The 17255-nt window shown below is 39.4% G+C and carries 15 protein-coding genes and 2 pseudogenes; 8 read left to right on the plus strand and 9 right to left on the minus strand.

The features are described 5' to 3' along the window. Positions 1–124 precede the first annotated feature (124 nt). A pseudogene (locus ACZ43M_RS25135) lies at positions 125–621 on the plus strand (DUF6609 family protein). 104 nt (positions 622–725) lie between these two features. Here ACZ43M_RS25135 and ACZ43M_RS25140 read toward each other — a convergent pair. From ACZ43M_RS25140 to ACZ43M_RS25155, 4 genes are all read right to left on the minus strand, one after another. Next, positions 726–1364, minus strand: a complete 639-nt coding sequence (locus tag ACZ43M_RS25140) for a zinc-ribbon domain-containing protein (protein ID WP_464505248.1) — start codon at positions 1362–1364, stop codon at positions 726–728. A 16-nt stretch (positions 1365–1380) separates the two neighbouring features. Next, entirely contained in the window at positions 1381–2238 is an 858-nt protein-coding gene (locus ACZ43M_RS25145; protein WP_464505249.1) for a zinc ribbon domain-containing protein, read from the minus strand. A gap of 616 nt (positions 2239–2854) precedes the next feature. Then, entirely contained in the window at positions 2855–4093 is a 1239-nt protein-coding gene (locus tag ACZ43M_RS25150) for an IS110 family RNA-guided transposase (RefSeq protein WP_464505250.1), read from the minus strand. A 521-nt stretch (positions 4094–4614) separates the two neighbouring features. Beyond that, positions 4615–5853, minus strand: coding sequence for an IS110 family RNA-guided transposase (locus tag ACZ43M_RS25155; protein ID WP_464505251.1), 1239 nt, complete (start codon positions 5851–5853; stop codon positions 4615–4617). Positions 5854–6745: 892 nt separating this feature from the next. On the opposite strand from ACZ43M_RS25155, the gene ACZ43M_RS25160 reads away from it, so the two are divergent. The 7 genes and pseudogenes from ACZ43M_RS25160 to ACZ43M_RS25190 form a co-directional block, all read left to right on the plus strand. Further along, positions 6746–7315 carry a competence protein ComK gene (locus ACZ43M_RS25160; RefSeq protein ID WP_464505252.1) on the plus strand — a complete coding sequence of 190 codons (570 nt, stop codon included), beginning with the start codon at positions 6746–6748 and terminating at the stop codon, positions 7313–7315. 47 nt (positions 7316–7362) lie between these two features. Then, a complete protein-coding gene (locus tag ACZ43M_RS25165) occupies positions 7363–7584 on the plus strand; it encodes a helix-turn-helix domain-containing protein (protein ID WP_464505253.1) in 222 nt (73 codons plus the stop codon). Between the two features lie 271 nt (positions 7585–7855). Beyond that, positions 7856–8668 (plus strand): conserved phage C-terminal domain-containing protein, encoded by an 813-nt coding sequence (locus ACZ43M_RS25170; RefSeq protein ID WP_464505254.1) that lies wholly within the window; start codon positions 7856–7858, stop codon positions 8666–8668. Then, on the plus strand, positions 8661–8990 hold the full coding sequence (locus ACZ43M_RS25175; protein ID WP_464505255.1) for a hypothetical protein: 330 nt from the start codon (positions 8661–8663) through the stop codon (positions 8988–8990). Before ACZ43M_RS25170 ends, ACZ43M_RS25175 begins: the two co-directional genes overlap by 8 nt. A 39-nt stretch (positions 8991–9029) precedes the next feature. After that, positions 9030–9272: a DnaB-like helicase N-terminal domain-containing protein gene (locus ACZ43M_RS25180; protein ID WP_464505256.1), complete on the plus strand. Its 243-nt coding sequence runs from the start codon at positions 9030–9032 to the stop codon at positions 9270–9272. Positions 9273–9289: 17 nt separating this feature from the next. After that, a complete protein-coding gene (locus tag ACZ43M_RS25185; RefSeq protein ID WP_464505257.1) occupies positions 9290–10267 on the plus strand; it encodes a replicative DNA helicase in 978 nt (325 codons plus the stop codon). A gap of 340 nt (positions 10268–10607) precedes the next feature. Continuing rightward, positions 10608–10808, plus strand: a pseudogene (locus tag ACZ43M_RS25190) (helix-turn-helix domain-containing protein); the annotation flags it as partial. A gap of 894 nt (positions 10809–11702) precedes the next feature. Here the strand turns inward: ACZ43M_RS25190 and ACZ43M_RS25195 are convergent. The 5 genes from ACZ43M_RS25195 to ACZ43M_RS25215 all read right to left on the minus strand — a co-directional run bounded on the left by ACZ43M_RS25195 (position 11703) and on the right by ACZ43M_RS25215 (position 17254). Continuing rightward, positions 11703–11912 carry a hypothetical protein gene (locus ACZ43M_RS25195; protein ID WP_464505258.1) on the minus strand — a complete coding sequence of 70 codons (210 nt, stop codon included), beginning with the start codon at positions 11910–11912 and terminating at the stop codon, positions 11703–11705. Between the two features lie 13 nt (positions 11913–11925). Next, positions 11926–12888 carry an MvdC/MvdD family ATP grasp protein gene (locus ACZ43M_RS25200; protein ID WP_464505259.1) on the minus strand — a complete coding sequence of 321 codons (963 nt, stop codon included), beginning with the start codon at positions 12886–12888 and terminating at the stop codon, positions 11926–11928. A gap of 694 nt (positions 12889–13582) precedes the next feature. Continuing rightward, a complete protein-coding gene (locus tag ACZ43M_RS25205) occupies positions 13583–14992 on the minus strand; it encodes an IS110 family RNA-guided transposase (RefSeq protein WP_464508113.1) in 1410 nt (469 codons plus the stop codon). Between the two features lie 149 nt (positions 14993–15141). Beyond that, the gene (locus tag ACZ43M_RS25210; protein WP_464505260.1) at positions 15142–15696 is read right to left on the minus strand and encodes a transposase; all 555 of its coding nucleotides are present in this window, start codon (positions 15694–15696) and stop codon (positions 15142–15144) included. Positions 15697–15709: 13 nt separating this feature from the next. Continuing rightward, positions 15710–17254, minus strand: coding sequence for a YifB family Mg chelatase-like AAA ATPase (locus ACZ43M_RS25215; RefSeq protein WP_464505261.1), 1545 nt, complete (start codon positions 17252–17254; stop codon positions 15710–15712). Between the last annotated feature and the right edge of the window lies 1 nt (position 17255).

A 17255-nucleotide genomic window follows, 5' to 3' on the forward strand; every position in this document is an offset into this window, starting at 1 on the left:
GTAGTAAATAATTACCACATAAGGGGATGAATGCAATTTCTACTTTGCTTACGAAATTAGGATATGCAAAGGTCAGCCATTAACCTTCTTATCCAAGAGAGTTTGTGGAATCTGGCTGATCTGGATTTCAGCAGTCATACTGATCGGAACTATATTTGGGGGCAGCCAAAAGATTAACATGCCAATCTTTGATGTTGGGTATTTTCTCGGATTTGCCCTCATCTTACTGAACAAGCGGGTTTATAACAAACTTGCATTCGTTCTCAAAGTAAGTTTCAAAAAAATATGACCAATGTCTCCATTATTCTAATGTTTATTTTATTGGTCGGTTTCGGTGGTCCCTACTTTGCTACCCAAAATTATCGAATGATATGGCTGGGAGCCTTTTTAGCTGTTGGCCTTCACTTCTTTCCTTTTGCGGCTGTTCATGGAAAAATGATGCTGCCACTTGCTCTTTTAATCTCTGGAAACGCCATAATGGGGATGTTTTTCCAAACTATTCATTTTGCTTTGTTCGCTTATGTGGATGTAGGCATTAAAGTGTTATTCGGGATCATATTATTATCCTCCAAAAATCCGTTATCGCTGAACAATAGTGAATCCCGAACTCAATCGATTTAAAGATGATGCACTAATAATATATCAGGATGAGTTTTCAATACATCACAACCCAAACGTTATCGAAAAGCAGAGAGAATCCATACTATGGATTCTCTCTGCTTTTCTTAATTACTATACATTTTTGGTGCATTATCACCACGAGGGTCTTTTACGGTCCATTCGCCGTCCCTGTATTGAACATAATAAGAGAAACGTCTACTCTTTTTATCTATTCTAGGCGTATTTGCCCAAGTTAATTGATAATCTACATATCCCGTAACACTATAATACTTTTCTCCGTAAGCTGTTTCTTCGGCATTAGTATCCCTAAATGAAATGGACTTAACATATTTTTTACCATACTCGTCTTCAAGACTGTATGTAATTTGTTTTTTTACTTCTTCAATGGCAGATTTACTACTGCCTGATGAACTTAATGCACTCACTGAATTAGTTGAACTTGGACCGCCGACTAGTACTGATACCAAAATGGCTGTAATTGCAACAGTAACCAATATAGCAACAATCGGGTTTTTTCTGACCATTATCTTTAGTTTATTTATAGCATTCGATAAACCGCTACTACTGACTATTGGAGCACTATTAGTAGTATAGGATTCTACTTCTATACTATTTTTAGCTAAGGCTTTACCACAGTTAATACAAAAGTTAGCCTCGCTCACCAGTTTATGTCCACAATCAGAACAATAGTTTAATGTCACCTGAGAATAGCTCCTCTCTGATTTTCCCTTTTTATTTGTCATTTTGAGCAATTCTAAATTAATTCGCTGACTTAAGTACCATATTGGAACCATCATCCTTCAATATCGTTAAGTCATCACTGTTTCTAGTTAATCTCCAAATCTCATCGCTTTCGAACTTAATTTCAAGTTCACCAGTTTCAAAGTTATAATCGGTCACTTGAAAAGGGACATCTTTTGAAGTGCCTTGTGATGTAATTTTTATCGTACCATTGAAATCATCGATAAAGCTTATATCGTATACCTGATTCATATCTGAGTAGTTCCATACGCCTTCAATCGTACCTGAATCAGCATCACTTTCTGGTTCAGCAGCTTCTGAAAGAGTTTCATTGTTTTCTGTTTCATTTATATTTTCATTGTCTTGGATAGAAACATCTTCAAAGGTACTTTGTGCATTTTCCTCCTTAGCAAGCTCATCCTCATATCCGTTTTCCTTTATAAATTCCTGCGCTTGATTATATGCCTTATAATTTTCCAAAGCTTCCTTTTCCTTGGCACTCAACTTTGGCTTATGATGATTTACTATTAGGATGGAAGAGGATATACCTATTAATACCACCAGCACAAGACTGAATAAAAGGAGCTTTTTCCTTTTAAAAGTGTTCCCTTGTTTGAAAGGTTTTTGTGAGTTCTCCTTCTTAATCAAACTTGATTGAACTGTATTGTGTTTCTCTAGAGTCATTCTAACCGGGTCTGTAACTGCTTTCTTAATTCCTTCTTTTTTATTTGGAGGTGCATGATGCTGACCACCATTTGTATCCTCTATGCCGTCATTTTTTTGGTCTTCATCAATAACTGGCTTCTTAAATCCACAATGAGCACAAAATTTGGCCCCATTAACCCATTGGTTTCCGCATGACGGACAATATTTCATATTCCATAACCACCCCTATTAAAAATCAATCAACTAGCAGAACTATGTAATTAGTCAGAAAGTATGACACATAAGTAATATTTTACTATATTAAGAGAATTTGTCATCTAAAAATCTTTGCAAGAACCATGGGGACGGTTCTACTGGGGTCTCCCCACTGGAACCGTCCCCGTGGTTCCAATTTTCGAGGATTTACGATTAATAGTTGGTTGCGGGCAACCTAATCAAACAATTGATTAACAGGCTTCCACTCCTTGCCCCCGGAGGATTTCTATTTCTATTATCCTATAATAGCTTGTCAACTAGACAAACGTTTAAGTAAAGTCAGTAGAATCGCTGAAAAATGAATGTTCCTTGCATCGGTCCCGCAAAAACTTTGATAAATTCTGTCGAGTAATTGCAGGCCACCCCCATCATTCTTCATACTGACACCACTCTTCACCAAATTCCGGCACTACCCCCTACTGTATCACTCAATCAAAACCAGCTAATAGTTTGTCAACATTTTTCAGTAAAAAGTTAAAAATACACGTGTTATACTAAAAATAAGCATGCCAAATAACCTTCCCTCACTACTATACTGGAAGGTTTTGTTTTATTTAGTTATATATAGGATTTAATCCATATCATGGAAATTTGTTTTGCTTTTTAGTAAGGCATAAATCCAATGTAATAACTTATTAACACAGGCAATGACAGCTACTCTATAAGGTTTTCCTTCGTCTCGCTTTTTGTCATAAAAAGCTCTTAACCTTTTGTTACGTGGGATGATTTCTTCTGTTGTTTTCTTCCTACGAGAATCACGTATCCCACTTTGAACTGCCAGATATAAAGCATGTCTGAGCCTGATAGAACCTCGTTTAGTGATACGGTTTTTCGAGGCGGTAAATTTACCTGAGGAATAAACACTTGGATCGACTCCTGCGAATGCTATCAGCTTTTTTGCGTGATTAAACCGATCTATCTCTCCAATTTCGGAAATAATCGTGGCGGCGATTTTTTCTCCGATCCCAGGGATAGACTGGATAATCTTATATTCTTCAAATTCTTTAGCTAGGGCATCTATTTCTGCTTGTAACTTCGATAGATGCTCTTGGTATTGAAGAATTATATTTGCCAGTATTTCGATATTGATAATATGACTCTGATATAAGTTTTTTTGAAACGGGTTACGAAGGGCCGCATTTCTTAATGCTTGGGCCTTTTCTTTTGCCCATTTTTTCGAGCGACTATGGCACAGTGAGGTAATCTTAGCTGCTATTTCACACTCGCTTGCACTTAACACCGCTTCAGAAGTTGGAAAAGCTAGAAGAGTAAGCAATGAAACCTTTGAAAATAAACTCCCGAATACACCTTTAAACTCAGGAAAAACCTGATCCAAAATAGCGTGAAATTGTAACTTTGTTTGAGCTGCTACTTCAGCTAAAGACTCTTGTTGCCTTGTAAGATTTCGAAGGTTTAAAAGTTGTATTCCACGCTTTTTGTGGGGCTCTAATTCCTCTTTATAATACAATTCACATAAATGGTAAGCATCAATCGCATCCGTTTTTACCTTTCTAAGACTTGAACTTTTAGCTCTATGAGAAATAAGTGGGTTCACAATAATATAGACATAGTTCTGTTCCTCCAAAAAATGAACAACAGGAGTATGATAATGACCTGTCAATTCCAACACAACCGAAGGTTGATGACCACCTGTTATTTTTTCAAGTTCTTTAAGGAATCTCAATAACTTCCCCAGGCCATCAAGATTATGTTTAAAACTAAATCCCTTACGATACGGTTTCCCCTTATCTAAAAAGCCCTGAACTTGGCTTTCCCCATTTGCTACATCCAGACCTACGACTGGATTCATGACTTAATCTCCCCCTCCAAAATATAGTATTAGTCGGTAACCCCTAAAGCTCCTTGTAATGTCATAGGTTCGCTTGTTAAACGGGATCTGCGTCCCAACCAGCCCGAAACATGTTCATACAAGTAGGGGGTGAACAGTTTTGATTTCGGGATCAAGTCCCACGTTTGAGCCGTTCTACCCCGACTACCGCTATAATAAGACTAATAAGAAAAAGGTCAACCAGAAAAATCTGGCTAACCTTATATTACGAACGTTTGGATAGATAGCAGAAAGCCCTATATCATAACGTTTTTCGGTAAAGTCCTAAAAAGTTTGTCATTTACTGAAAAAAGGCATTACATGATTCTCTAAGACTAGGGAAATTTCGGGCAATTTTCATTAATCAAAACCAGCTAATAGTTTGTCAACATTTTTCAGTAAAAAGTTAAAAATACACGTGTTATACTAAAAATAAGCATGCCAAATAACCTTCCCTCACTACTATACTGGAAGGTTTTGTTTTATTTAGTTATATATAGGATTTAATCCATATCATGGAAATTTGTTTTGCTTTTTAGTAAGGCATAAATCCAATGTAATAACTTATTAACACAGGCAATGACAGCTACTCTATAAGGTTTTCCTTCGTCTCGCTTTTTGTCATAAAAAGCTCTTAACCTTTTGTTACGTGGGATGATTTCTTCTGTTGTTTTCTTCCTACGAGAATCACGTATCCCACTTTGAACTGCCAGATATAAAGCATGTCTGAGCCTGATAGAACCTCGTTTAGTGATACGGTTTTTCGAGGCGGTAAATTTACCTGAGGAATAAACACTTGGATCGACTCCTGCGAATGCTATCAGCTTTTTTGCGTGATTAAACCGATCTATCTCTCCAATTTCGGAAATAATCGTGGCGGCGATTTTTTCTCCGATCCCAGGGATAGACTGGATAATCTTATATTCTTCAAATTCTTTAGCTAGGGCATCTATTTCTGCTTGTAACTTCGATAGATGCTCTTGGTATTGAAGAATTATATTTGCCAGTATTTCGATATTGATAATATGACTCTGATATAAGTTTTTTTGAAACGGGTTACGAAGGGCCGCATTTCTTAATGCTTGGGCCTTTTCTTTTGCCCATTTTTTCGAGCGACTATGGCACAGTGAGGTAATCTTAGCTGCTATTTCACACTCGCTTGCACTTAACACCGCTTCAGAAGTTGGAAAAGCTAGAAGAGTAAGCAATGAAACCTTTGAAAATAAACTCCCGAATACACCTTTAAACTCAGGAAAAACCTGATCCAAAATAGCGTGAAATTGTAACTTTGTTTGAGCTGCTACTTCAGCTAAAGACTCTTGTTGCCTTGTAAGATTTCGAAGGTTTAAAAGTTGTATTCCACGCTTTTTGTGGGGCTCTAATTCCTCTTTATAATACAATTCACATAAATGGTAAGCATCAATCGCATCCGTTTTTACCTTTCTAAGACTTGAACTTTTAGCTCTATGAGAAATAAGTGGGTTCACAATAATATAGACATAGTTCTGTTCCTCCAAAAAATGAACAACAGGAGTATGATAATGACCTGTCGATTCCAACACAACCGAAGGTTGATGACCACCTGTTATTTTTTCAAGTTCTTTAAGGAATCTCAATAACTTCCCCAGGCCATCAAGATTATGTTTAAAACTAAATCCCTTACGATACGGTTTCCCCTTATCTAAAAAGCCCTGAACTTGGCTTTCCCCATTTGCTACATCCAGACCTACGACTGGATTCATGACTTAATCTCCCCCTCCAAAATATAGTATTAGTCGGTAACCCCTAAAGCTCCTTGTAATGTCATAGGTTCGCTTGTTAAACGGGATCTGCGTCCCAACCAGCCCGAAACATGTTCATACAAGTAGGGGGTGAACAGTTTTGATTTCGGGATCAAGTCCCACGTTTGAGCCGTTCTACCCCGACTAACGCTATAATAAGACTAATAAGAAAAAGGTCAACCAGAAAAATCTGGCTAACCTTATATTACGAACGTTTGAATAAAAACAGCAAAAATCTTGGTTTAGCGCTGTTTTTCAGGCAACAGTGGTAAAATCTTTGTCTTTCAACTAATCGTTTGTTTCACTTGATCCCAAACAGTACCTACAACTAGATCTACCGCTAAATTAGCAGCAGATATCTGTCGAAATTCTGTATCTAAGAAACATAGAACCTAATTCAATTGCTGCTTTTTCCTTCGTCGCGTGCACCAAACACAATCACCTATCAGCAGCCCTATAGCGTAAGATCCCCCCAATCCAGAACCGTCTTTCCCCTCCTTTCAGTTCCCCACTAGAAGCAGGAAATTTGACTATGGATGTCGAATTACTTGTACAAAAACTTTAAAACTTCCTGCTTACTCAGGCAATCAAAAATTTTGCGATAATTCCTTAGAAGTAATTCCTTTAGATTAAAATTCCGTTTACTTATAAAGTGCTTCGAAACTTGAGCAAAACTTCCGATTGCCTAAATTAGAACCGTCCCCTTGGTCCTCCTCTTCTTTCACAAATTTGTCGAATTTTGCTATATTTTGCCCACTGCGGCAGGTAGTCAATTAGTCCTATTTATTATTTAATGATGGTGGGTGGTGTGAACCCATAATATACGATTCACTTTTAAGGAGAGGATGACCACTTGCAGATTCGAAAGCGCTATATGATTGAGAAGAAGATGATTTTGATGATGGGAGAATATAACTCATTCGGGAAGCTTTGTACCCGGGTCGTGGCAGATGCCGCCACGTTTCTGGTAGACAAGACACCGCTACAGGTATTGGATGAAACGCTGACCTTCATTGGCTTTGATTTACGTGGCGCCAGGGCGGGGGCCATTTCGGTTATCCACAAGAAGTTCAAATGTCCCATTATCGTGAATCCCTATCTAGGCATATGCCTGTTTCCAACCAAGTCACCTAAACAGGCTGATTGCATTTGGTTTAACCCTGAACATATTGTGAAAACCCAAGCCCATGGCAACTCCACGATTGTAGAGTTAAGCAATGGCTTTTCGATTTCGATTGATGATAAATTATCCTTCTTTAATGACAAAATTCAAAAAGCACAGCAGCTCATGAGACTATCCTTTGAAAGAGGCAGCCATCCTAGTACAGCCTTTTTCCAGCTCGAACCGAAGGAACGGATTCAACTAACCAAAGAGAAATCCGGTAAATACAATTTTGATGCTTTGAAAAAAGATCATGACTAATCCCCTTCATGCGTTTACACGACAATTTCAGGAAAGAGGAATAGCTATTGGAAAATAAACATCAAATCCCCATCGGAGTTATCGTAAGAAGATCAAGACAGTTAAGGAATTGGTCCCAAAGAAAGCTGGCAGACGAATCAAACCTATCCCTCAACTGCATTGGGACACTGGAACGAAACGAGAAAAAGCCTACCTGTGAGACTGTTAAGGCACTGGCCGCTGCACTTGGAATAACGGTTTCGGAATTGTTTGGAGAAACAATAGATTAACAGGGAAATCGCCAATTCCCTTTCAATCATGAATAAAGCCCCTTAAACCATTATCCTGCACTACTATTTCTTTATTTTATTTTTACCTAAGGGGCTTACCCTTCAATAAGTTTGTATCATATCACCTAAAAGATTCCATCAAGATCATTACTACATAAACCTCTATTATGAAAAAAATGGCTTACTACTAACATGGATGAAAGAAGGCGGGCTTGTCCTCGATTGGACCAAGCCCTCTATTAAAAATGATTCTATTTTGGAGGAAAAAAGCATGAGTAAACTATTAATCAACGAAGCTCCTATCATGATCATCCCTTCCCTTGCCGTAAAAATCGGCCTGAACGAAACGATTGTGCTACAGCAAATTCATTACTGGCTTCAATCTAGTTCCCACGTGATTGAAGGACGAAAGTGGATTTACAATACTTATCAGGATTGGCAGGAGCAGATGCCGTTCTGGTCAAAGGACACCATTTGCCGCGCGATTCGTTCCCTTGAAAAACAAGGACTGCTACTAACAGGAAATTGGAATAAGAAGAAAAGTGACAATACAAAATGGTATTCCGTTAATTATCAAAATCTCGATGCCCTAGAAGCATTTGATTCTGAAGAACATGACCAACCATCACAGCATGTGGAGTCACATGGCAATTTGCCGTCATCCACTCAGCAAATTGCCATGTCCGACCTTGCAGATTGCCAGCTTGAGGACAGCAATTTGCCCCAACCATTACCAGAGATTACAACAGAGACTTCAACAGAGACTAACCCTATTGTCGACATCGTCGACTACCTGAACAGTAAAACCAACGCCCACTACAAACCTTCAACAAAGAAAACGAAAAAGCTGATACAAGCCAGATTAAAAGAAGGCTTTACCGTAGAAGACTTCAAGAAAGTCATCGACCTAAAGACAAAAGCATGGCTTCAAGACCCAAATATGAACCAGTTCCTAAGACCGGAGACCTTGTTCGGAACTAAGTTTGAATCGTATCACAATCAAAAAACCACAGGCGATTCATCTCGACGATTCCCTGTCTCCATCACAACCTACAACGAGGAGGATTTCGACCTCCATGTTTAAGCGTGAGACGTTCGAGTTATTAAAGAATATCAGCACGTTTTATGACCAATTTAGTGTCAGTCAGGAAAAAGTGAACCTATGGCATGAAGTACTGAAAGCCTATGCACCTGACGTAGTCCAAGGAAACCTATTATCGTTCGTCAAAGAATCACCATACCCGCCGAAAATTGCCGACCTGCTGCCAAAACCGTCCGGGGCCATGTCCGTCCCAAGTGCGGGAGAAACCAGATTCATCATCACCGCTCGACATAAACCTGCTTGTGAAGCCGTGATCCAAAAGGAACTGGCCAACATGAGGGCCATCCCAGGGATTAGGAGGTAGCTCAAATGACAAAGAAAGATAAAGCCGGAGGTGGCGCATTTGACTGAATTTGAACCCTATAACCAGGAAGCTGAGGAAGCCTTTATCGGGTCGTTCTTCTTGGACGGCGGATTGGTGAGAGAGTCTACGATTAAGCCAGAACAACTGTATTCACCCAAACTAAGGCTGATGTACACAGCGATTCGCAGCCTAGATGAAAAAGGCAAGCCGATTGACGTCATTTCCTTTATCGATGAGCTAGGCACCGACCGCCGCAATGGCTCGGCGGCCTCACCTACCTGAGTCAGCTATCCGGAAGCGTGCCATCCACTGCCAACTTTCACTTCTACGATCAAACCATCAAGGAATATGCGCAAAAACGGAAAACCATTCAAATTGCCGGCAAGCTGATCAAACAGGCAAAAGGAACAGACATCAAAAAAACGATCCACAACGGCATCCAGGAACTGATGGCGATTGAGGACCATCTGACCGACGAGGATACCGGCAGCATTACCCAGACACTGGTCGATTTGTTCCTTGACTGTGAAAAAGATCTGGGAGACATCGTCGGCATTCCTTCCGGTTTTCCCAACCTGGGCAAGACAGCCTTCGCCCTGAACCTAGCCCTGCAGGCAGCCAGGCAGGATATCAGCCTAATCTTTTCATTGGAGATGTCAAAAAAGCAGCTACTAAAGCGGATGGCTGGATTCACCGGCCTTATTGACAGCCGGAAACTGAAGAACCCGAAAAACGAATTTTATGACAAGGATTGGCAGCAGTTTACCGATACAATTGGGAGGCTATCGAAACTGAACCTGCATATCTTTGACAAAGCCGGGATGGATATCCCTTATATTTGGTCAAAGGTGCGCAAGGCCCGACGGGAATATGTCCAACAACGAAGACTGCTCGTCGTCATTGATTACCTCCAACTGATTGAAGGCGATCGAAGCTTCAAGCAAAACCGCCAGGCTGAAATCAATGAAATCTCAAGGTCTCTTAAAACCATGGCCAGAGAACTGAACGTAACGGTCATCGCCCTGTCCCAGCTAAGCCGTGGCGTCGAAAGCCGCCATGACAAGCATCCAATTCTCTCAGACTTAAGGGAAAGCGGACAAATCGAACAGGATGCCGACCTCATCGCTTTCCTGTATCGCGATGATTACTACACCAAAGATTCACACCATAAGAACAAAATCGAAGTCATCCTCGCCAAGCACAGAAATGGGCCGACCGGTACGATTGAGCTTGGGTTCCACAGGGAGTATGGGTTGTTTTCACATTTGGAAACATAGGGGTCAAGGAAGGTATTTTTTTAAAAGGATCTCAGGGTGGTGGCGGAACGATTATCGTCTGGTACGCTGATGACAGCATACGTTCAGGTTTTTCAGCGAAAAAATCAAGATAACGGAGCCAACAACGATTGAAAACTAAAATAGGGGATTCCATGTTACGCATCCCTTCGGGATTTCCCTCCATCATAAAATAAATTTCCCGATAATCCTGAAATGCTGTCTGTAGCCTGTAGAGCGTATTCTCAACTAATTATCTAATGGTATTAAAAAGGAGAATTTCCTTGACCATTTACATAGGTGAGGCACTAAAAAAGCAGCGCAAAGCTAAAAGTTAACACAGGAAGATCTCGGGTTTGAAGCCGGTTTGGATCGATCCTATATCGGGGAACTAGAACGAAATCTAAAAGCACCTTCTTTTGGGACTATTGTGAAACTGGCAGTAGCCCTGGAAATGGAGCCGCATGAATTTGTGAAGGTGATTTGTGAATCAATGGAGGATTATAAAGTATCCAAGGATGATGAAGACGAATCAACTACATAAGACAGGAGAGGGCTTACTGCTTCTTATCATCAAGCCCTCTCTATGGACGTACAACAGCTGTTTATTCGATGCTTTGCGACAAATTGTTGCGCGCAGGCAACCTAACCAAACGATTAGTTAACTGCCCTTAAAGCCTTGCCATAATCAGCTTTATATTTCCCACATTACACAAATCCTTGTCGACCAGACAAACGTTTAAGTGAGATCATTGGAAATCTTGGAAAATAAACGTTTTATATTTATTTAACTCAAGAAATTTGGTGAATCTTGCCTGATGATGTGAACTCATTTCTGGCAATCCCCATTCGAACACAATTCTTCGTCAATTTCCGGCACCATCCTACTACTGCTTTATCAATCAAACGTTTGGATAAAAGCAGTATGAATCTTGGATTAGCCGCATTCTACAGCCTATCGAGGCAAAAATATTGTCATTAAACTAAACGTTTGTTTAATATGTGCCTGAACTATACCTTCAACTAGATTTAGTTCATATAATGCACTCCAAACTCGCTCCTTCGATTCCTTCACCGAAGCACCAGGAAAGCCCACATTAAAAACGATTCCTTTTCCGTTCGTGCATTTGCTTCAACCTTTAACCTGTAACCCTCCATGCCATTCAAACAAACCATCATCACAGAGGACGCCAAACCCCTAACCTTCTTCTAAACCCTAAATCTATTGAAAATCACATATATTTTTCCCCACAAAACCCAGACCACAAAGAATTAAGCAAAGCCATTAAAAAGCAATCAGGAGACTGGAAAATCCCAGTATGATGTCTGTTACCCATTGTTTTTAACTGATGAAACAATGATTTCTCGGTTACATTACTTACTGAAAAAGAGTCTTTGAAACACTTATTCAAAGACTCTTTTTCCACCAATTTATTGTTTATGCAACTATCATTCCCTCGTTAGGTCTGTCAGAATCGGAACGATTATCTTTTTCAGCTGCATATGTAGATTCTCTCGAAGAAGTAGAATTACCTGAGGCATAGATTCTGTACACATCTTTACTATATGGTTCCCAATTCCACTCTTTTGAGGTTGCAACTTCATCTTGAGTTGGTAACTCTAAAAATCTGGATGCAAAAACTTTCATTTAATCACCTCCTTTAAAGGGAATTACTAATAAGCCATTTACCTATTGATTCTGAAATTTGAAGGCCTGTGAGATCTTCAATCCATAGCCATTGCCCCATTGAGTTGACCTCCAAGAAATACCAATCCCCATTTTCGGAAACTATAAAGTCTAAAGCCCCATATTCAAGATTCATTTCTTGCATAAATTGATGTACCATTTCCTTTATATAACTTGGGGCCTCAATTGCAAAATGTGGGGTATTTGCAATATCATACCTTCTCCAATCAACATTTGAAACTTTTGATTTTTGAGAATCTATTTTACAAACAAAATGCTTATCCCCAACTACTGTATACCTTACTTCATAATTTTTTTGTATATATTGTTGTAAAACTATTGGATTTTCTGATATTTCCTCAAATTCTAGTAAATCCTTATAAGATATTTTGTTTACGTATATTCCTTTAAAGGAATTTTCATCTGTTTGATAAAAATCTTGTGACATTAATTTTAAAACAACAGGGTTATTTATTTCAAAAAACTGCATAAGTTTTTCCTTTTCATTTGAAACTATCATCTTTGGAATATTGAACCCAATCTTTTGTGCTACCCGTGTTTGAAGATATTTATTTTCTGCCTTATGACTTTTTCTTATTGGATTTAACCACGGAACATTTACAAGGTATAAATAGAAACCAAGTAATGTTTTATTCCACTCATTTTTCCATATTTTAAAATCTGAAGAGTTATCAACTTGCTCTTCTAGAGTCATTTCCACAAATGATCGCCTATGCCATACACAAGAAACTTCATCAGAAGAAATAGCCTTTTCTTCTGTTTTGATACACCATTTTTCCCCATCGAAACTAGCAAATGTACTTTTTAATGAATTAACATCTAAGTTTAATCGAAAAAACTCTGCATTATTTACAATTAAGTAATTTATAACAGCATCAGCATGTTTATCATATTGGTCCGTTAATATAAGTATCAAAGTCTCACCTACTATTAAATTAATTATGAAAATTATGTAATTACGAGTATAATATACCATAATAGTTAGATATTTTGTACTAACCTAAGGAAAGTTCCTTTATAAACGACTTATTTGGGAGTGATAAATTTTATTGATAAAGTTATTGGCACTACCCAGTAAGGTTCTAGTGAATAAAGGCTACACATGTTATTCCTTCGCAACGAACCAGAGGGTGACAGCGTATAATGGCTAATAAGTCAAACATAATTTTTTATAAAAAAAGACCGACCTAAACTAGAACTCCCAATATCCATTTTTTTGAAGAGTCGACTATCACAGAATTATAATAGGGCCCCTCTAGAACGTGAAGGGATCTTGAATTTTCATCCTACAGAGGATACCGCCTAGTAAATCTAAACTTAGATTTCACGTATTATTCGTACTTGTAGGACAAGATCCATAACGCTGTCACTCGAGGTCTGGAGCCTCAGGCACGAAGTTCAATGTGATCTAACGTCCTAGAGGAGCCCCATTTGTAAAGGAATAATATTTCTAAGAGATTGTTCTTTCCACTTTGTTTTTAAAGCTTAATTAACAGTTAAAAAGGGTTTAGGTTATGCACAATTGTAAAGAAAAACTTAGGAACATAGCTGATTAAATGACAATATAATTTATGCAGAGCTATCCACATGTTAAAAATCTTGTTTCTGGTTTACGCTGATTTATTAACAGCTGATACGACAAACTTTTCATAAAAGCATCTTACATTTGGGCTATGAATCTTTTTTGTTATTTCATCAATTAAGACATAGTTTGGTTGATTTGTTTGATAGAGCGATTGATGCTTAATCATTGAAAAGGCTAAACGGATCATTCGGTTTCCTAAAGCAATATATGCTTGCCCCGGGTGCTTTCCACGCTCTTTAAAGGCCAAATATTTCTGTTTCATCTCAGGGTTATTAACAGCTAGGGATCTTCCAACTTGATAAGTAACGTTCCTGAAAGTTCTTCTTCCCTGTTTAGAAACGCCATAGTATGAAGGTCTTTTACCCCCTGACTGCTTCACAATTGGATTTGTCCCCGCCATTTTAATTAATTGCCCTGCATGGTCGAAATCAGATATATCGCCCATTTCCGCGTATAATTCAGCCCCCGTTACAACTCCTATTCCTGGAACGCTAAGAATGACTGCTCCTTCAGTTTGAACAAATATATCTTCGATTTTCCTCTCTAGCAATTGAATCTGCTTATCTAAAAGCTCTAATTGGTCAAGTTTTTGAATCAAAAGAAATTGTTCCATTTCCAAAAGCTCTTTAGGTTGCGAGATTGAATTCTGTGCAAATTCAAGCAGTATTTGAATCGATTTATCCCTGAGCTTCAGGTTTTCCCGTATGGAAAGTTCACGTAATCCCTTCTCTCCAAGGGTAAGGATATCACTTGGATGAAGGCAATGGCGCATAAAATATCGTGGTGCTTTTCCAAATAACTTCGAGAAAGGTTCGACATGTTCGCGCTTCCCATTTATCCACATACTTTTCCCCTGGAACTCCCGAAAAATATGGTCAATATATACCCGAATCAGGTTTTCGGTCGATGTCCTTTCCCCCACAAGCGCCCGACGGGCACGCGTTAATTTCTGCAAGTTGTGTACGGATCCTGTGGACAACTCACTGGATGTCCCTCGGCCATTAATAATAGATTGTACAATTGCCATCAGATCTAGATTATCCGTTTTGGACCAATTCAAAAGAGCTTGCCTTTCCTGTGCAGTAGTAGCTGCATTCAAGATGCGAACATGATAGCCTTCAGAATGACAACGTCGAACTAAATCCTCATAATAATGCCCTGTGGTTTCAACCCCCACCACAACCTCCTTCATCCCAAGCCGATTCTTTTCTGTTTGAATATGTTCTTTAACCTTTTCAAGTCCCGTCAGGGAAGCATCAAACTCAAATGGTTTCACCAAAACGTCCCCATAAAACGTACATATCATTGCCTTGTGAGTAAACTTCGCTGCATCAATCGCTACTATCAACATACGATCTGTTCCTGTTTCCCGTACAAATTGTGCCCATCGACTTCCGTTTTTTCCTTGAATGTGGTTCAATAATGAATAAGCCATCATTTTCATCTCCTTGGTAGGGTGAGTAATTGGAAGTTCTGTGATAGGTACTTCCATTTTACAATGAAAATGGTGGCCTTTCTTATTATTTGAACCTATTTACTATACTAGGCACTCTCCAGAAATATTCCATTTTCTGTTTGATAATATTATTCCTCCTCCACAAATCCGCAATAATGCTCAATGGTTTTCTGGGTTTGCAGGATAAAACTTTCTGGCAGGTCGTGACGGTTTAGAAACGGAAAAGGTGTCAAGTTGGCATACTTGTAAAATCTATAGCTGCTATATGGATAATCTTCCATGTGAGCTACCATTGGCTGTTTGGTACTGATTGGATTACGGTGAATGTACTTACTTACCTGAAGCAGATCCTGTGGGTAAGGAACAGGGGAGCTGTTAAATCGTTGCTGAAATACATGTCCGACATGCCGGTATCTTCCATTAAAATAGTCGGTATATCGTTTATTAAAGATTCCCATAATTTTAGAAATGGACACTTCCTCCGTTTTCAAAAGTAGGTGGTAGTGATTTGTCATGAAACAAAAAGCACAAATGGAAATGGGGGTTTCATTGTGAATCATGGTTAATAATCTGTAAGCTTCCATCATATCGGTACCATCGCAAAAGATGTTTTGCCGGTTGTTTCCCCTTGAGTAGATGTGATGATAAGCATACGGTAGCCACTCCCGTCTTTTTCTTCCCATGGCGTTCTCCTATTCAAACGCCTACCGGCTGTATCGGTTCGTTTTGGGATTGCAATTTCCATTCCACTGCTTCTTTTAGAGATCGCACAGATATTTCGCGTTCAAGTTGAAGGTCACTTATTGTGCGTGCCACACGGACAATTTTGACCTGTGTACGATTACTCCACTTATTTTCCCAGCAAACTTGATGTAAATAGTCCAATTGTTCACTCGTGAGAGGACTTTTACTCTGGATTAATTGAAACGGAACACGGTTGTTTAAGATCCTACCTCCATAACGCTCGTATTGGCTTTCCCGCGCCTTTGTTACCCTCTGTTTGATTGTATATGAGCTCTCTTCCGCTCCATGTTCATGTTTAAACGATACATTCCGTAATGTCAGACAAAAATCAAACCGATCCATAATTGGTCCTGAGATTCTCTGTTTGTAAGCCGCAATCTGTTTAGGCGTACATATACAGTAATGGTGTGAGGAGCCCTGATAACCGCATGGGCATGGGTTAGTTGCGGCAATTAAAACAAATTCTGCTGGATAGGTGACTGACTGCCTGGCCCGGTTGATCGTTATACGACCGCTTTCCATTGGCTGCCGCAACATATCGATCGTCTTCTTTGAGAACTCCCCCATCTCATCCAAAAATAAAATGCCATAATGAGCCAACGAAACTTCACCAGGTTTTGGATACGTTCCACCCCCAAGTAACGAAACGGAAGAAGCGGAATGGTGCGGATGTCTAATTGGCGGCTGTGTAACAGATGGGAGGTCCTCTCTACCTAATTGATAAATCCCATACAAATCTAATATTTCCTCAGGCGATAAGTCTGGAAATATGGTCGGAAACGCCTCTGCCAACATACTCTTGCCACAGCCCGGCGGTCCACTTAATAACACATGATGTCCACCTGCGGCAGCAATTTCCAATGCCCGTTTTGCTTGGGCATGACCAATAACCGCTTGAAAATCAATTTGCGGTTCTTCATGTATTTCAGAAGAAGGTACTTTCACAGTATTTGTATTTGGAAAAGTAAATAAATGCTCTGCCGTCGTTTGCCCACGCAAATGAGAAATGAGTCCGGATATCGAGGAAGCGGGAATTAATTCTATTCCTGGTGTTTGAGGAAATATGCGGGTATTAATGGGTGGAATAAAAACTTTCTTAAACCCAAGCTTTATAGCATTGGTAACCACTGGGATAATCCCTTCAAATGGTTCAATATCACATTCTAAAGATATAGCTCCAATGATACATATATCATCCAAGACCACACCATCCAGTTCACCAACTGCCTTTAATACAGCAATTACCATTGCGGCATCATAGCCCGGTCCAGTCTTTTTAAATTCTGGTGGAGATAAATTCACGGTAATCTTCTTCGTATGTATATCCGCATTCTGTTCATACAAAGCACTCCAGACTCGCTCCTTCGATTCCTTCACCGAAGCATCAGGCAAGCCCACAATGACAAACGACTCCTTATCCGTCCGCGCATTGGCTTCAACCTTCACCCTGTAACCGTCCATGCCATTCAAACCAACCGTCATTACAGAAGATGCCAAA

This window comes from Neobacillus sp. B24 (assembly GCF_055381825.1).

Coding starts and splice junctions, on each gene's coding strand:
- ACZ43M_RS25140 (WP_464505248.1), bottom strand. CDS start 1,364: ATGACAAATAAAAAGGGAAAATCAGAGAGGAGCTATTCTCAGGTGACA.
- ACZ43M_RS25145 (WP_464505249.1), bottom strand. CDS start 2,238: ATGAAATATTGTCCGTCATGCGGAAACCAATGGGTTAATGGGGCCAAA.
- ACZ43M_RS25150 (WP_464505250.1), bottom strand. CDS start 4,093: ATGAATCCAGTCGTAGGTCTGGATGTAGCAAATGGGGAAAGCCAAGTT.
- ACZ43M_RS25155 (WP_464505251.1), bottom strand. CDS start 5,853: ATGAATCCAGTCGTAGGTCTGGATGTAGCAAATGGGGAAAGCCAAGTT.
- ACZ43M_RS25170 (WP_464505254.1), top strand. CDS start 7,856: ATGAGTAAACTATTAATCAACGAAGCTCCTATCATGATCATCCCTTCC.
- ACZ43M_RS25175 (WP_464505255.1), top strand. CDS start 8,661: ATGTTTAAGCGTGAGACGTTCGAGTTATTAAAGAATATCAGCACGTTT.
- ACZ43M_RS25195 (WP_464505258.1), bottom strand. CDS start 11,912: ATGAAAGTTTTTGCATCCAGATTTTTAGAGTTACCAACTCAAGATGAA.
- ACZ43M_RS25205 (WP_464508113.1), bottom strand. CDS start 14,992: ATGGCTTATTCATTATTGAACCACATTCAAGGAAAAAACGGAAGTCGA.
- ACZ43M_RS25210 (WP_464505260.1), bottom strand. CDS start 15,696: ATGGGAAGAAAAAGACGGGAGTGGCTACCGTATGCTTATCATCACATC.